This window comes from Bradyrhizobium sp. 215_C5_N1_1 (assembly GCF_052075935.1).
In the GTDB taxonomy this organism is placed as follows: domain Bacteria; phylum Pseudomonadota; class Alphaproteobacteria; order Rhizobiales; family Xanthobacteraceae; genus Bradyrhizobium; species Bradyrhizobium barranii.
Window position 1 is genome coordinate 6,928,836 of the sequence record NZ_CP197228.1, and the last position, 15,297, is coordinate 6,944,132.

General features: G+C 65.6%; 11 protein-coding genes. 4 read left to right on the forward strand and 7 right to left on the reverse strand.

Annotated elements, in window-relative coordinates:
- The first annotated feature begins 408 nt into the window (after window positions 1-408).
- On the forward strand, window positions 409-1,281 hold the full coding sequence (locus tag AB7G19_RS33215; RefSeq protein WP_085402550.1) for an alpha/beta fold hydrolase: 873 nt from the start codon (window positions 409-411) through the stop codon (window positions 1,279-1,281).
- 127 nt (window positions 1,282-1,408) lie between these two features.
- Here AB7G19_RS33215 and AB7G19_RS33220 read toward each other — a convergent pair whose 3' ends face one another.
- The 3 genes from AB7G19_RS33220 to AB7G19_RS33230 form a co-directional block, all read right to left on the reverse strand.
- Window positions 1,409-2,293: a 4-(cytidine 5'-diphospho)-2-C-methyl-D-erythritol kinase gene (locus AB7G19_RS33220; RefSeq protein ID WP_085402549.1), complete on the reverse strand. Its 885-nt coding sequence runs from the start codon at window positions 2,291-2,293 to the stop codon at window positions 1,409-1,411.
- Between the two features lie 25 nt (window positions 2,294-2,318).
- Window positions 2,319-4,112, reverse strand: a complete 1,794-nt coding sequence (locus AB7G19_RS33225; RefSeq protein WP_094184200.1) for a tetratricopeptide repeat protein — start codon at window positions 4,110-4,112, stop codon at window positions 2,319-2,321.
- Window positions 4,113-4,441: 329 nt separating this feature from the next.
- Window positions 4,442-6,103, reverse strand: coding sequence for an electron transfer flavoprotein-ubiquinone oxidoreductase (locus AB7G19_RS33230; RefSeq protein WP_085402548.1), 1,662 nt, complete (start codon window positions 6,101-6,103; stop codon window positions 4,442-4,444).
- Window positions 6,104-6,242: 139 nt separating this feature from the next.
- On the opposite strand from AB7G19_RS33230, the gene AB7G19_RS33235 reads away from it, so the two are divergent.
- Window positions 6,243-7,049 carry a uracil-DNA glycosylase gene (locus AB7G19_RS33235; protein ID WP_071916142.1) on the forward strand — a complete coding sequence of 269 codons (807 nt, stop codon included), beginning with the start codon at window positions 6,243-6,245 and terminating at the stop codon, window positions 7,047-7,049.
- A gap of 122 nt (window positions 7,050-7,171) precedes the next feature.
- Here the strand turns inward: AB7G19_RS33235 and AB7G19_RS33240 are convergent, their stop codons facing one another.
- The 4 genes from AB7G19_RS33240 to AB7G19_RS33255 form a co-directional block, all read right to left on the reverse strand.
- Entirely contained in the window at window positions 7,172-8,680 is a 1,509-nt protein-coding gene (locus AB7G19_RS33240; RefSeq protein ID WP_085402547.1) for a glycosyltransferase family 39 protein, read from the reverse strand.
- A gap of 99 nt (window positions 8,681-8,779) precedes the next feature.
- Window positions 8,780-9,631, reverse strand: coding sequence for a ribonuclease HII (locus AB7G19_RS33245; protein WP_085402590.1), 852 nt, complete (start codon window positions 9,629-9,631; stop codon window positions 8,780-8,782).
- A 76-nt stretch (window positions 9,632-9,707) separates the two neighbouring features.
- Window positions 9,708-10,163: a VOC family protein gene (locus AB7G19_RS33250; protein ID WP_085402546.1), complete on the reverse strand. Its 456-nt coding sequence runs from the start codon at window positions 10,161-10,163 to the stop codon at window positions 9,708-9,710.
- 23 nt (window positions 10,164-10,186) lie between these two features.
- Window positions 10,187-11,350, reverse strand: coding sequence for a PA0069 family radical SAM protein (locus AB7G19_RS33255; protein WP_085402545.1), 1,164 nt, complete (start codon window positions 11,348-11,350; stop codon window positions 10,187-10,189).
- A gap of 210 nt (window positions 11,351-11,560) precedes the next feature.
- Here AB7G19_RS33255 and AB7G19_RS33260 point away from each other — a divergent pair, with 210 nt between their 5' ends.
- On the forward strand, window positions 11,561-13,948 hold the full coding sequence (locus AB7G19_RS33260; protein ID WP_167768195.1) for a phosphoketolase family protein: 2,388 nt from the start codon (window positions 11,561-11,563) through the stop codon (window positions 13,946-13,948).
- Window positions 13,949-13,952: 4 nt separating this feature from the next.
- On the forward strand, window positions 13,953-15,134 hold the full coding sequence (locus AB7G19_RS33265; protein WP_135215914.1) for an acetate/propionate family kinase: 1,182 nt from the start codon (window positions 13,953-13,955) through the stop codon (window positions 15,132-15,134).
- The last annotated feature ends 163 nt before the right edge of the window (window positions 15,135-15,297 follow it).

Below are 15,297 nucleotides of genomic sequence, written 5' to 3' on the forward strand. Positions count from 1 at the left end.
ATGAACGATTTCGATGAAGCGATCGGCTCGCGATGACGGCGTGCGCGCAACATTGTCGCCATCGCCCCGAAACACTTTCCAACCCGTAATGACCAAGATGTAACGCGTGGAATTCGAACGACCCATCGCTCGCGGCTCACCCATGGTTGTTGCGATGGAGAGTTCGATGAGGATGATGTCCTGGTCGCGTTATCGCCTCCTGACAAGGTCGTTGTCGCGCACCGCGCGTCGCTGTCACGACGCGAAGATGCGCAAGACCCGGCAGCGCCGACGCGCCATGCGCCGCCTAGGCGGCACGAGCTCGCCGCCGAAGCGCCCGTGACCTGCGGCTTGCTTGTGGAATGGGCGGCAGCAGGCTACTCCAGTCGTGCTGCTATCTCGTCCGGCATTTCGAAGGATCGGCGCCCGATGCTTGCCCCGCAAAGTCGCACATACGAGTCCCACGGCCTGCGGCTGCACTATGCCGATTGGGGCAATCACGGCGCGCCCGTCGCCATCCTGGTCCATGGCGGCCGCGATCATTGCCGGAGCTGGGACGCCATCGCCCGCTCGCTTCAGCCGCACTTTCACGTGCTCGCGCCCGATCTGCGCGGCCATGGCGATTCCGACTGGACCAAGGGCGGCAGCTACGCGCTGACCGAGTATGTCTACGACCTCGCCCAGCTCATTCGCAGCATCGCAGCGCCTCAAGTGACTCTCATTGGTCATTCCATGGGCGGCATGGTGAGCCTGATCTTTTCGGGGTCGTTCCCAGAGCTGGTCACGAAGCTCGTCGTCCTCGACGGCGTCACCATGTTGCCGGACACCCCCAAAGCGCCGACGCATGAGCGCATCAGCAAATGGGTCAGCCAGCTCGACAGGCTGCACGACCGCACGCCGCGCCGCTATGCGACCCTCGAAGACGCGGCCGCGCAGATGGTGCTTCACAACAAGCGCCTCGCCCGCGACCTCGCGCTGCATCTTGCAACGCACGGCTCGCGGCGGAATGAGGACGGCACCTATAGCTGGAAGTTCGATCCCTACCAGCGCGCCTCTGCGCCGCACCGGCTCTGGCCGGACGATCACGTCGCGCTGTGGTCGCGCATCACAAGTCCGACGCTGCTGCTGAATGCCGGAGAAAGTTTTCTCGCGGGTGCCAGGGCCGCAGGCCTGGAGCGCTATTTCCCGCAGGCACGCATCGAGACCATCGCCGGCGCGGGGCACTGGCTACAGCATGACAAGCCGCAAGAGGTGTTGAGTGAGATCCGGCGGTTTCTCGGGCTCGCCGAAGACGGCGGCTAGCTCCACTGCCGTAGCGTGGGCAAAGGCGCAAGGCGCCGTGCCCACCACGCAGCCAGATTGCGAGAATAAGTTTGGTGGGCACGCTTCGCATTGCCCACCCTACGGCAGAATCGTAGCCCGGAAAAACCTAGCTCAACGTCCCCGCATGCACCCACCAACCGGGGTGGGTGCGCCGGATCTTTTCCGCGCCGGCATGCGCATCGCTCGCTGCGCCATAGATCGCAAAGCAAGTCGCGCCGGAGCCGGACATGCGGGCCAGCTTGACGCCGGCGGAGTCACGCAAGGCTTCCAGCACCTCGCCGATCACAGGCTCGATGCGCAGCGCAGGGGCTTCGAGATCGTTGGCCACGGTTTCGAGAACGTCGACCCAATCGGCGATCGACTCACCCTCTTCGGGCCACGCCGGAGCGTCGAGAACGGACGTTGCGCCGACCAAGAGTTCGCCGTTGCGCAGGCCCAGCGCCTGGAACACGTCCTTGGTGGCAACAGGCACGCGCGGATTGACCATCACGCAGGGCATGCTCGGCAGCGCCAGCGGCAGGAGCTGCTCGCCGACGCCGGTCATGTCGCAGGCGCGCGAGAACAGGCACACCGGCACGTCGGCGCCGGTGGCGAGCGCAACCTTCTGCAGGCGCGGATCGTCGAGCGAGAGATTGTTGAGACGTGCGAGCAGCCGCAGTGCCGCCGCGGCATCGGCCGAGCCGCCGCCGATGCCGGCCGCGACGGGAAGCACCTTGTCGAGCGCGAAGGCCCCGAGCTTCAGGTTCGGCACGGCCTCGGCCAGGAGCCTGGCCGCCTTGACCACGAGATTGTCCGCGGTATCGCCGCAGGCCGCGGCCAGCGGCCCGGTGGTGACGAGCTTCAGCTCGCCGCCCGGCTCCAGCGTCAGCTGGTCCGCGCAGTCGGCAAACGCGACCACGCTTTCGAGATCATGATAGCCGTCGGCACGACGGCCGACGACGCGAAGGCTCAGATTGACCTTCGCGCGCCCTTCTTCAATCAACGCCGACATTGGCGATCAGCCCCCAAACGCGCTCTTAGCCGCCCTTGCCGTCGTCCTTCTTCTTGTCCGCCTGCGCGGCCGAAGAGTTCGAATCGTCGGTCATACCGTTGGCGATCTTGGCCTCGATCTTCGGAAGCTCCTCCGGCTCGGGCTTGAGATCGCGGGCGTGGGCCCACTGGAATTTCGCTTCCAGCGTACGGCCGACGCGCCAATAGGCATCACCAAGGTGATCGTTGATGGTGGGATCCTCGGGCTTGAGGTCGATCGCGCGCTCGAGGTTCTTCACCGCCTCTTCGTAATTGCCGATGCGGTAATAGGCCCAGCCGAGGGAGTCGACGATGTAGCCGTCGTCGGGACGCTGCTCGACGGCACGCTTGATCATCTTCATGCCTTCGTCGAGATTCACGCCCTGGTCGATCCAGGAATAGCCGAGATAGTTGAGGACATGCGGCTGGTCGGGCTGGAGCTCGAGCGCCTTCTTCATGTCGGCTTCGGCCTTGCTCCACTCCTTGGAGCGCTCCTCGCAAATGCCGCGATAATAATACCAGACGCTGTTGGCCTTGTCGTTGCCGGCCGGCAGCACGTCGATGCCCCGCGAATAGGTCGCGCCGCAATCGCCGAACTTCTTGCGGCCGCGCTCGATATTGCCGAGCGCCATGATGGCTTCGAGATCCTTGGAATCGTCCGATGTGACGCCCTTGAGGATCTTGATCGCCTCGTCGGTGCGGTCGGCGGAATCCAGATCGATGGCGAGCTGGATCTGCGCGTTGCGCTTCAACGGCGAGGTCGCGGGCACCCGCTCATAAACCTTGATCGCCATCTGCGGCCGCTTCACCGATTCATAGAGATCGGCGAGCGAGAGCAGCGCCAGCGGATGGGTCGGCTGGAGATAGAGCGCGAGCTGAAGATAGACCAGCGCCAGATCCTCGCCGCCGCGGCGGGTCAGCGTGGCACCGATGCCGTAGAGCGCTTCGGCGGCACCAGCTTGCGCGGAGTCGGCCAGCGGCGGCATCTTCTTGCCGGCCTTGGTGTCGCGCAGACCTTCCACGATCAGCGGATGGCGGGCGAGCTTCTTGTCGAAAGCCAGGTAGACGGTGGTCGCGGCCGCGGAATCCTTGTTGCGCGACAGCCAGCGGGCATAGGCCTCGGTGACGCGCAGCATGGAATCGTCGAGCTTGTAGGCGCGCTCGAAGCGGACGCCGGCGTCCTTCTCCTTGCCGGAGAGCTCGAGGATCATGCCGGCATGGAGGTCCTTGAACAGCGGATACCATTCCGGACCGGCGAGCTTGTCGATGGTGGCGACGCCGCCCTTGGCATCGCCCGCGCCATAGGCGGCCCAGCCCGACAGCAGCGTGGCGACGAGATCGGTGATCGGACCGCGGATCGACTGGTTGATGTTGGTTTGCGCGGTCGCGTATTTCTTCATCTTGAGATCGTGCACCCCGACGACGAGACGCGCGACGCGGTTGGTCTTGTCGATGGTCAGGACGCGCTCGGCGAGCTTGACCGCCTCGTCGATGTCACCGTCGGCAACCGACGAGATGAAGGCGCGATCGAGCAGCTCGTTGTTCTTGGGATCGGTGCGGAGCGCCGAGCGGTAGAATGCGGCGGCCGAGGCCGCGTCGCGCTCGACGCTGGCGTGGCGGGCGGCGAGATAGCTGCCGGAGGTCGTCAGCGACTTCAGATCGTTCCGGGTCGGGAATTGCGCCGCCGTGTCGGACGGATGGTCCGGCGTCTGCGCCAGGACCGCGCCGGGGACCGTCGCGATCGCTGTGCCCATGAGGGCGATGGCGGCAACAGTCCAGCGGTTGAAACGATTTGAGAACATCAGGGGCTCGCCTTGAGTTGTAGTGCCTGGGTTTGCAGCAGTAGGCCGTATCGCATGCGAACGCGGCCGGTGGCATGGGGACCCGGAACCGTCGGGCCGACAATGCCGCTTTTGGCGCTTCACCGCAAGGATTCGGGCATGCGATCCCCTCCGCACGCCCCAAATCGGCCGACTACGCCCCAAGACGCTGCCAGTATGGCCTTATCGTGGCCGCGGACCGCTACCCCGGGCCGGTTCTCACGCGAACGTGCGTCACAATGCCGGGGGCACGTCACATTGGCCCCGGCTCGATCGCTTTGGTCCAATGATCCCGGCTTGCATGGCCTAGCTTACATGGCCTCGTAGTTCGGACCGCCGCCGCCCTCCGGGGGAACCCAGGTGATGTTGCCGTTGGGGTCCTTCACGTCGCAGGTTTTGCAGTGGACGCAGTTCTGGGCATTGATCTGGAAGCGCGGGCTCGCGCCTTCCTCGACCCACTCATAGACCCCGGCCGGGCAATAGCGATTCGAGGGACCGGCGAAGACGTCGTGCTCCGAGGTCTTCTGCAGGTTCATGTCGGCGACCTTGAGATGGACCGGCTGGTCCTCCTCATGATTGGTGTTGGACAGGAACACCGACGAGAGCTTGTCGAACGAGATCTTGCCGTCCGGCTTCGGGTAGTTCTTCGGCGCGTGGCTCTTCGCCGGATCAAGCGTGGCGCGATCGGGCTTCGCATGCGACTGCGTGCCGAACAGCGAGCCACCGAACAGCGTGTTGCACCACATGTCGAAGCCACCGAGCGCGACGCCGAGCACGGTGCCGAACTTCGACCATAGCGGCTTGACGTTGCGGACCAGGAACAGGTCCTTGCCGACCGCCGAGGACCGCCAGGCGTTCTCGTAGTCGACGATCTCGTCATTGGCGCGATCGGCAGCGAGCGCGGCCGCGACATGCTCTGCGGCGAGCATGCCGGTGCCCATCGCATTGTGCACGCCCTTGATGCGAGGCACGTTGACGAAGCCCGCCGCACAACCGACCAGCGCGCCGCCGGGGAAGCTCAGCTTCGGCACCGACTGATAGCCACCTTCGGTGATGGCGCGCGCGCCATAGGCGAGCCGCTTGGCGCCCTCGAAGGTGCCGCGGATCGAGGGATGGGTTTTGAAGCGCTGGAACTCGTCGAACGGCGACAGATACGGATCGTCGTAGTTGAGATGCACGACGAAGCCGACGGCGACGAGATTGTCGTCATAGTGATAAAGGAACGAGCCGCCGCCGGTCTTCAGGTCGAGCGGCCAGCCGAACGAATGCTGGATCATGCCCTTCTGGTGCTTGGCGGGATCGATCTGCCAGACTTCCTTGAGGCCGATGCCGAACTTCGCCGGCTCGCTCTTGGAATCCAGTGCAAACTTCGCGATCAGCTGCTTGGTCAGGCTGCCGCGCGCGCCCTCGGCGAACAGAGTGTACTTGCCGAGCAGTTCCATGCCGCGGGTAAAGGAGTCCTTCGGCTTGCCATCGCGGCCGATGCCCATGTCGCCTGTGGCGATGCCCTTCACCGCGCCCTGCTCGTCATAGAGCACCTCAGCGGCGGCAAAGCCCGGATAGATCTCGACGCCAAGCGCCTCGGCCTTGCGCGCCAGCCAGCGGCAGACATTGCCGAGCGAGCCGATATAGCAGTGATGATTGTCCATCAGCGGCGGCATGATGAAGTTCGGCAGCTTGATCGCGCCGCCTCCCGTCATCCAGTAGAAGCGGTCGTCCTTCACCTGCGTCTTCAGCGGACAGTCGGAATCCTCGCGCCAGTCCGGGATCAGCTTGTCGAGCCCGGCCGGATCGATCACGGCGCCGGAGAGAATGTGCGCACCGACCTCGGAGCCCTTCTCCACCACGACGACGTTGAGATCGGCATTGAGCTGCTTCAGCCGGATCGCGGCCGCCAGGCCAGACGGGCCGGCGCCGACGATGACGACGTCGAATTCCATGGATTCGCGCGGGGGAAGTTCTTCGGTGCTCATCTGATCTCAGCCCTTGAGACGGTTCCTCGTCATTTGCGCCCCCTTGTTTCCGATTTTTCCGGGTAGGACAACCACGGAAATGCGTTCCACTGGGATGCAAGGCACCCCAAACTGATATAGTAAAAGTCTGACTTTCCAAATGATCCCCGAGCCCGCACCCACCGTCCGAGAGCTTCTCGCCTTCTATCTGGAGGCCGGGGTCGATTGCGCGCTCGCGGAGGAACCTGTCGACCGCCTGGCGGAATTGGATGCTCCGCCGCCGGCCCCGCGCGCCGCACCTCCGGTCGAGGCACCACGGCCTGTTGCCGCGCCCGCGGTGATGCGCGGCGAGGCCGCACCTGCGCCGGACATTGCGATCGCCTCCGCACGCGAGGCCGCGCGTACCGCGCCGACGCTCGAGGCACTGCGCGAGCTGATGCAGAATTTTGAAGGCTGCGCGCTGAAGCATACCGCGACGCGGCTGGTGTTCGCCGACGGCAATCCGCAGGCGCGCATCATGTTCGTCGGCGAGGCGCCGGGCCGCGACGAGGACATCGAGGGGCTGCCCTTCGTCGGGCGGAGCGGCAAGCTGCTCGACCTCATGATCGGCGCGATCGGGCTCAACCGCACCACCGCCTACATCGCCAACGTGATTCCCTGGCGGCCGCCCGGCAACCGCACGCCGACGCCGCAGGAAACGCAGATCTGCCTGCCCTTCATCCAGCGCCAGATCGAGCTGGTGAATCCCGACGTGCTGGTGACGCTCGGCAATCCCTCAACGCAGACGCTGCTGTCGACGCGCGAGGGCATCATGCGCACCCGCGGCCGCTGGTTCGACTACGAGACGGGTGGGCGCACCATCCGCGCGCTGCCGACGTTCCACCCGGCCTATCTCTTGCGCTCACCGTCGTACAAGCGGCTGGCCTGGCAGGATCTGCGCGCGATCGCGAAGGTGCTGGCGGGATAGCGAGCTGTCGTAGGGTGGGCAAAGCGAAGCGTGCCCACCATCACTAGGTCGACGACGGATAGACTTGATGGTGGGCACGGCGCTTTGCGCCTTTGCCCACCCTACGATTTCAGCGTTTGTCGCTACGTCCCCTTCGGCCGTACGATGGCCCAGCCGATGCGCAGCAACTGCTGGCGGCCAGTCACCAGCCATTCGAACGCGCGCGGCACTTCCGGAACGATGCCGGGAAAGCGCGCGAGGATTTCCGGCGGCGGGGTGCCGGCGGTGTCGGAGGCGCGCCAGACCACGACGCCGCCGGTCTCGCTGAATTTGGCCTGATTGATCCACGGCGTGCGCGCGGGCTGAGCATCGATGAAGAGATGCGGCCGGCCGGAATGCAGCGTGATCAGGCTCGCGAGCTGGGTCTCGCCGGCGACCGCGCGCAGGCGATGATTGGTGCGGCGGGCAAAGCTCTCGTCGAAGAAATCCGAGATCGCGCGCGCCGGCATCGAGGTCGCAATCTCGTTGGCGCCGGTCAAGGGCAGAAACAGCACGGCGAGCACGACGCCGGCTGCGGGCGCCAGGACGGCGGCAGCCCACACCGTCCGCAGCACCCGCGCGCGGCGCATCGCGATGAGGTCCCCGGCCGTCACGACCACGGCAAGTCCCGACATGACCAGTACGACACCGGCACCGCCGACGACGGCATCGAGCCCGAGCAGCCCGGAGATCAGGACCGCGCCGAGCGCAGGCGCCAGCGCGAAGAAATAGACGAAGTTGTGCGCGAGCGGCTCGACCGGCGGCCGGTAGATGATCGGCGCTTCCTCGCCCTTGGCGACGAACAGGCCGCTATTGAGAAAGGTCAGCGCCGGGATCGCCGCCGCGCCAAGCACGAGCCCGCCGAGCAGCCAGGCCGCGTGCAGCGCGCGGGCGTTCAGCGCGGCGACTTCAGGCAGGGTCGGCATGACAAGCGTCTCGGCGCGCATCAGCCAGACCGCATAGGGCAGCGCCAGCACGGCGACGACGATCAGCGCGAACAGCGGATCGAGCGCGCGTAGCGTCCGGCGTCCGCCGGCGGTCGAGATCGCGAAGACGACGAGCAGGAGGAGAAGGAAGATCGCCGCGGGCGTCGTCAGCAGCAAGAGGCCCGCCTCGATCGACCAGGCGAACCAGGCATTGCCGCGGCGCTGGCCGATGATCTGCCAGGAATGCAACAGCAGCAGCGCCCAGAGCGGCCGCGCCAGCACCAGCGGGCCAAAGTCGAGCGCCGGCGAGGAGAAGGCCAGCACCGTCATGGTCAGCAGCACGGCGAGCACCGCCTGCTGTGAGCCGACCACGGCGCGGGAGAGATGATAGAGCGCGATGAAGGTCGCGACCTCGCAGAGCTGGGCGAGGACATAGACGCCGAACATGTGGCCGCCGGCGGCGCGATAGGCGATGTCGGCGAGCCAGACCGGGAGCGGCGGGCCCAGATCAGTACCGACCTGGTACTCGCGCCCGAAGGCGAGCAGGGTCGCGAGGGTGCCGGGCGGGCTGCGATAGAACACCAGCGCCACGAACAGCCACATCGCGGCCTGGAGCAGCACGGCGATCCACACGATCAGCCGCGGCCGGGCGCGAATGAGCTCGATGACCAGGGAGGTAAACCGCATACAACGTCCGAAAGATGCAGCCAACCCGTCCAGCCGGCCCTATTCGCTCACATCTGTTTTGATAAAGGGCGCTGCGCGTTGTGGCAACGACCGTCTGCCCTAGAGGCCCGCTGGCGCATCAATTTCAACGCTTGCTTCCACCTGCACGTCCATCTCGGTCACCGCAAACAAGTCCCGCACCGGCTCGACCGTCCAGGGCATGTGCTTGGCGCGGGCGGCGGCGACGGGGGCGAAGAAGCTGCGGTGGTGGACGGTGGGGCCGAGGCGGTCGAGCGCGTCGAGGTGCTCGGGAACGGCGTAGCCCTTGTGCTGCTCGAAACCGTAGCCGGGGCAGTCCTGCGCCAGCGCGCACATCAGCCGGTCGCGCGTTACCTTGGCGATGATCGAGGCGGCGGCGATCGACAGGACGATGCCGTCGCCGCCGATCACGGCCTCGCAGTCGCAGGCGGTGTCGAGCCGATCGCGGCCGTCGACAAACACATGACGCGGCGTGTCGGGCAGCGCCACCACGGCGCGCTTCAACGCCCACAGCGAGGCACGCAGGATGTTGTCGCGGTCGATCCGGGAGCGCGAGGCGACGGCGACCGACACCTGCGCGGTGGCGCAGATCTTGTCGAACAGTCTTTCCCGTTCCTCGGCCGTCAGGCGCTTGGAATCGTCAATGCCGCGCGGAATGCGGTCGGGATCGAGAATCACGGCGGCCGCCACCACGGGACCAGCCAGAGGCCCGCGGCCGGCCTCGTCGCAGCCGGCAACCGGCCAGATGCCACGCTTGATCAGCGCGCGCTCGCGGCGGAAGCTCGGCGAGGCGACGGCGATGATGGCGCGCTGCCTACCGGCCGCCCCCTTGGCCGCCTTCGCAAGCGCTGCCTTCTTGGCGGCATTCTTCTTCGACGCGCCCTTCTCTGGCGCGTCTTTGGTCGGCTTCCTGGTCGACTTGTCCCGAATCATGGCCGGGATCGTGCGCAAGCGGCCCGGCCGGCGCAACCGGGAACCCCGGACAATTCCCGTTATTCAGACCAGCCGCCTACTCTGCCAGATGCACCCGCCGGTCCTCACCGACCTCGATGCCCGGCGCGACCACGACCTCCCAGGGATGGCTGTCGGGGTCGGCGAAATAGCCGGAATAACCGCCGTAGTCGGTCTCATGCGCCGCTTTCAGCAGTGCCGCGCCCTTGCCGACGGCGAAGGCCAGAACCGCATCGACCTCGCCGCGCGTGGCGCAGTTCCAGGCGAGCGTGATGCCGCGGAAGGTCGCGGGCCTCGGATTGTCCGGCAACTTGGCATCGGCCGCGAGCTTATCCCAGTGAAACAGGGCCAGCACCGGACCACCGGTATCATAGAAGGCGACGGCCTCGCCGGTCCCCTTCAGCCGACGCGAGAAGCCGAGCGCGTCATAGAAGGCGATGCTGGCGCGAATGTCGCTCACACCCAGTGTGATGACGGTGAGCCGCGGCACCGGCGCGGCAAGTTCCTGGCTCATGCTACGCCTCTTTCGCTTCCCGGTCAGAACAGGCTGAGCTGATCGCCGTTCCGCTTCGGCCTCGCAAAGTGATCCGTCGTCAGCTTGGAGCGCCGCTTGTTCAGCCCAAGCCTGTCGCAGGCGATCTCGAAGCGGCGGCCGATGGTCCAGGCCATCGGTCCGGTGCCCTTCATCCGCTCACCCCATTTCGCGTCGTAATCGCGGCCGCCGCGCATGTCGCGGATCAGGGTGAAGACGTGGCGGTAGCGGTCCGGATAGTTGGCCATCAGCCATTCGCGGAAGAGATCACGCACCTCCAGCGGCAGCCGCAGCAGCACATAGGAGGCTTCCTTGACGCCGGCATGGGCGGCGGCATCGAGAATGCGCTCGATCTCGGAATCGTTCAGCGCGGGGATCACGGGCGCGACCATCACGGTGGTCGGAATGCCGGCCTCCGAGAGCTGCTTCAGCGCCTCCAGCCGCTTCGGCGGCGTCGCCGCGCGCGGCTCCATGGTCCGCGCGAGTTTTGGATCGAGCGAGGTGACCGAGATCGCGACCTTGGCGAGGTTGCGCTTGGCCATCCGCGCGAGAATGTCGATGTCGCGCACGACCAGCGCCGACTTGGTGACGATGCCGACCGGATGGCCGGCGCGCTCCAGCACTTCGAGAATGCCGCGCATGATCTTACGCTCGCGCTCGATCGGCTGATACGGATCGGTATTGGTCCCGATCGCGATCATCCGCGGCTCGTAGCCGGTCGCGGCCAGCTCCTTCTCGAGCAGCGAAGGCGCCTCGGGCTTGGCAAACAGCTTTGACTCGAAGTCGAGCCCCGGCGACAGGCCGAGATAGGCGTGCGTCGGCCGCGCGAAGCAATAGACACAGCCGTGCTCGCAGCCGCGATAGGGATTGATCGAGCGGTCGAAGCCGATATCGGGGGATTCGTTGCGGGTGATCACCTTGCGCGAGGTGTCGACGCCAACGGTGGTCTTGAACGGCGGCAGCTCCTCCAGGCTCTGCCAGCCATCGTCGAAGGCGACGCGGGCCTCGGCCTCGAAGCGGCCGCTGGCATTGGACTGGGCGCCCCGCCCTCGCCTGCGCTGTTTGTCGATGGCGACCGCCAGTTCGGGAAAATCAGAGTCCGCACCCGCCGGCTCGGAGGGCGCCGTGACCGGCGGGTGCTTGAGAGCATGAGAGGATGCTGGACTCATGAAGCCAAGATAGCACGCCAAAGGAACAAATCAAGAACACAAACAAAAAACTGAAAAACAACCCCATGCACAGTAGCCGCCCAAATTTCGGGCGCGGTCCTTTGACCTCACGCAACACACCGGTCGCGGCGATCCTGTTCGATGCCGGACAGGGATCAATCGCACCGGAACAAAGTTGGTGACGATCGCTGGGTGAAAGTCAGCAGGAACATGACAAATCAACGACAATCGGCCTCAGGGAGCAGCGAGCTCGATCTGCTCGATCGCTATTGGCGCGCCGCGAACTACCTCTCCGTCGGGCAAATCTATCTGCTCGACAATCCGCTGCTGCGCGAGCCGTTGCGGCCGGAGCACATCAAGCCGCGCTTGCTCGGACATTGGGGCACGACGCCCGGTTTGAACTTCATCTACGCCCATCTCAACCGCGTCATCCGCGCGCTCGATGTCAGCGTGCTCTATATCTGCGGTCCCGGCCACGGCGGCCCGGGCATGGTGGCCAATACCTATCTCGAAGGCAGCTACAGCGAGATCTATCCTGACGTCGCGCGCGATACGGACGGATTGCGAAAACTTTTCAGGCAGTTCTCCTTCCCCGGCGGCATTCCGAGCCACGCGGCGCCGGAAACGCCGGGCTCGATCCACGAAGGCGGCGAGCTCGGCTACGCGCTGGTGCATGCCTATGGCGCCGCATTCGACAATCCCGACCTGATCGTCGCCTGCGTCGTCGGCGATGGCGAGGCGGAAACCGGCCCGCTCGCGGCGTCCTGGCACTCAAACAAGTTCCTGAATCCCGCCCATGACGGCGCCGTGCTGCCGATCCTGCACCTCAACGGTTACAAGATCGCGAACCCGTCCGTGCTCGGACGGATGCGCGACGCGGAGATCCGCGACCTGTTCCGCGGGTTCGGCCACGAGCCGCTGTTCGTCGAGGGCGACGATCCCGAATTGATGCACCAGGCCATGGCGGATGCGCTCGACGTCGCGCTCGCCAGCATCCGCTCGATCCAGCAGCATGCCCGCGACGGCCGCAAGAGCGTCGAGCGGCCGCGCTGGCCGATGATCGTGCTGCGCAGCCCGAAGGGCTGGACCGGCCCGAAGGAGGTCGACGGCAAGAAGGTCGAGGGCTTTTGGCGCGCACATCAGGTTCCCGTTGCGGGCTGTCGCGAGAACCCGGCGCATCTGAAAATCCTCGAAGACTGGATGCGCAGCTACGAGCCCGAGAAGCTGTTCGACGGCAGCGGCGCGCTTATTCCCGAGCTCCAGGCTCTGGCGCCCGAAGGTAACAGGCGCATGGGCGCCAATCCGCACGCCAATGGCGGCCTGTTGAAGAAGGAGTTGAAGCTGCCGGACTTCCGCAGTTTTGCGTTGGACGTGCCGCAGCCCGGCGGCGTCACCGGCGAAGCGACGCGTGAGCTCGGCAAATTTTTGCGCGACGTCATCCGCCTCAACGCCGAGGCGCGCAACTTCCGCATCATGGGTCCGGACGAGACCGCGTCAAACCGGCTCGACGCCGTGTTCGAGGCGACCGAACGGGTCTGGATGGAGCCGACGGAGCCTTACGACGTGCATCTCGCCCAAGACGGCCGCGTGATGGAGGTTTTGAGCGAGCATCTCTGCCAGGGCTGGCTCGAGGGTTATCTGCTCACCGGCCGCCACGGCTTGTTCTCCTGCTACGAGGCCTTCATCCACATCGTCGATTCCATGTTCAACCAGCACGCCAAATGGCTGAAGGTGACGCGGCATCTGCCCTGGCGGCGACCGATCGCCTCGCTGAACTATCTCCTGACCTCGCATGTCTGGCGGCAGGACCATAACGGCTTCAGCCATCAGGATCCCGGCTTCGTCGATCTCGTCGCCAACAAGAAGGCCGACATCGTCCGCATCTACTTCCCGCCCGATGCCAACACGCTGTTGTGGATCGCCGATCACTGCCTGCGCACCTATGACCGCATCAACGTGATCGTTGCCGGCAAGCAGCCAGCCCCGCAATGGCTATCGATGCAGGACGCCGCCACGCATTGCGATGCCGGCATCGGCATCTGGACCTGGGCCGGCACGGAGGATGCGGATGGCGAGCCCGACGTCGTGATGGCCTGCGCCGGCGACGTGCCGACACTGGAGACGCTCGCCGCCGTCGATCTGCTGCGCAAGGCGCTGCCCGACCTGAAGATCCGCGTCGTCAACGTCGTCGACCTCATGACGCTGCAGCCGAAAGACCAGCACCCGCACGGCCTGTCCGACCGCGATTTCGACAGCCTGTTCACATCAGACAAGCCCGTGGTCTTCGCCTATCACGGCTATCCCTATCTCATCCACCGTCTCACCTATAACCGCACCAACCATGCCGGAATGCATGTGCGCGGCTTTGCCGAGGAAGGCACCACGACGACGCCGTTCGACATGGTCGTGCTCAACGGGCTCGACCGCTATCACCTCGCGATCGAGGCGATCGCGCGCGTGCCGGGTCTGGCGACCAGGGCCGCGCAGGTGCAACAGCAGTTCCGCGACAAACTGATCGAACATTCGCACTATGTGCGCGAACACGGCGAGGACATGCCTGAAATCCGCGACTGGGTCTGGCCGGGCAAGACGGGTTGACGTCATGACGGTGTCGGTCCTCGTCCTCAACTCGGGCTCGTCGAGCATCAAGTTCGGCCTGTTCGACATCGCGGCGGCCGAGCCTGCCCTGCTCTGCAAGGGCCTGCTCGACGAGCAAGAGGCGAAGCCGCGGCTCGTGGTGAAAAGCCCCGCGGGCGGAGACCTTTTCGAGACGCAGAGGGAAGCATCCGATGCGGACAGCGGCCATCTGTTCGCGGACGTGCTCGGCTTCATCGAGGAGCGTTTTGCCGACCACCGCCTGCGCGCCGTCGGTCACCGCATCGTTCATGGCGGGCCGGATTATTCGGGCCCGGTTGAGCTGACTGACGACGTCTACGCAAAGCTGGACGCACTGACGCCACTGGCGCCGCTGCACCAGCCGCGCTGCCTTGAACCTGTCGGCATCATCAGCACGATCCGGCCTGAACTGACGCAGATCGCCTGTTTCGATACGGCCTTCCATCACAGCATGGCTCCACCCGCGAGCCGCTTCGCCATCCCGCGGCGCTATGAAGAGCGCGGTATCCGGCGCTACGGCTTTCACGGCCTCTCGTTCGAATATGTCGCGGGGCGCCTCGCGAAAATCGCGCCGCAGTTCATTGCCAAGCGCACCATCATCGCGCATCTCGGCAATGGCGCCAGCCTGTGCGCCTTGCGCGATGGCCGCAGCGTCGACACCACGATGGGGCTGACGCCGCTCGATGGCCTCGTGATGGGCACCCGGAGCGGCACGATCGATCCCGGCGTGCTGCTCTATCTGCAACAGCACGAGAGGATGCCGGTCGAGGATGTCCAGCACCTGCTCTATCACGAGTCAGGCCTGCTCGGCGTCTCCGGCATCTCTGCCGACATGCGCACGCTGCTGGCGAGCCGTGAGGCGGCGGCGCGGCAGGCGGTCGAGCTCTTCACCTTCCGTGCGGCGCAGCAGGTCGCGGTGATGGCGACCACGCTGGGCGGGCTGGACTGTCTGGTCTTCACCGGCGGCATCGGCGAGCATGCGAAGGAAATCCGCACCGCGATTGGTGAGCGGCTCGGGTGGCTCGGCGTGCATATTGACGCGGGTGCGAATGACGCGGCACGCGAGCGGATCAGCAGCAGTGGCAGCACCGTCAATGTGTTCGTCATTCCGACGAATGAGGAGCTGACGATCGCTCGGCATTGCGCGGCTGTGCTGCGAGTGAAATGAAAGCCCGGTCGACCGCTGCATCTTTCCCTTCTCCCCCGTGGGAGAATTTCAGCGGGCCATGACTTCTCGGGCCATGACTTGTCGGGCCATGACTTGTCGCAGCGCTGCTGCGCCACTGTCGAAATGACCATGGTGCGCAAAGCAAACGATTTCGCCAGCGCTT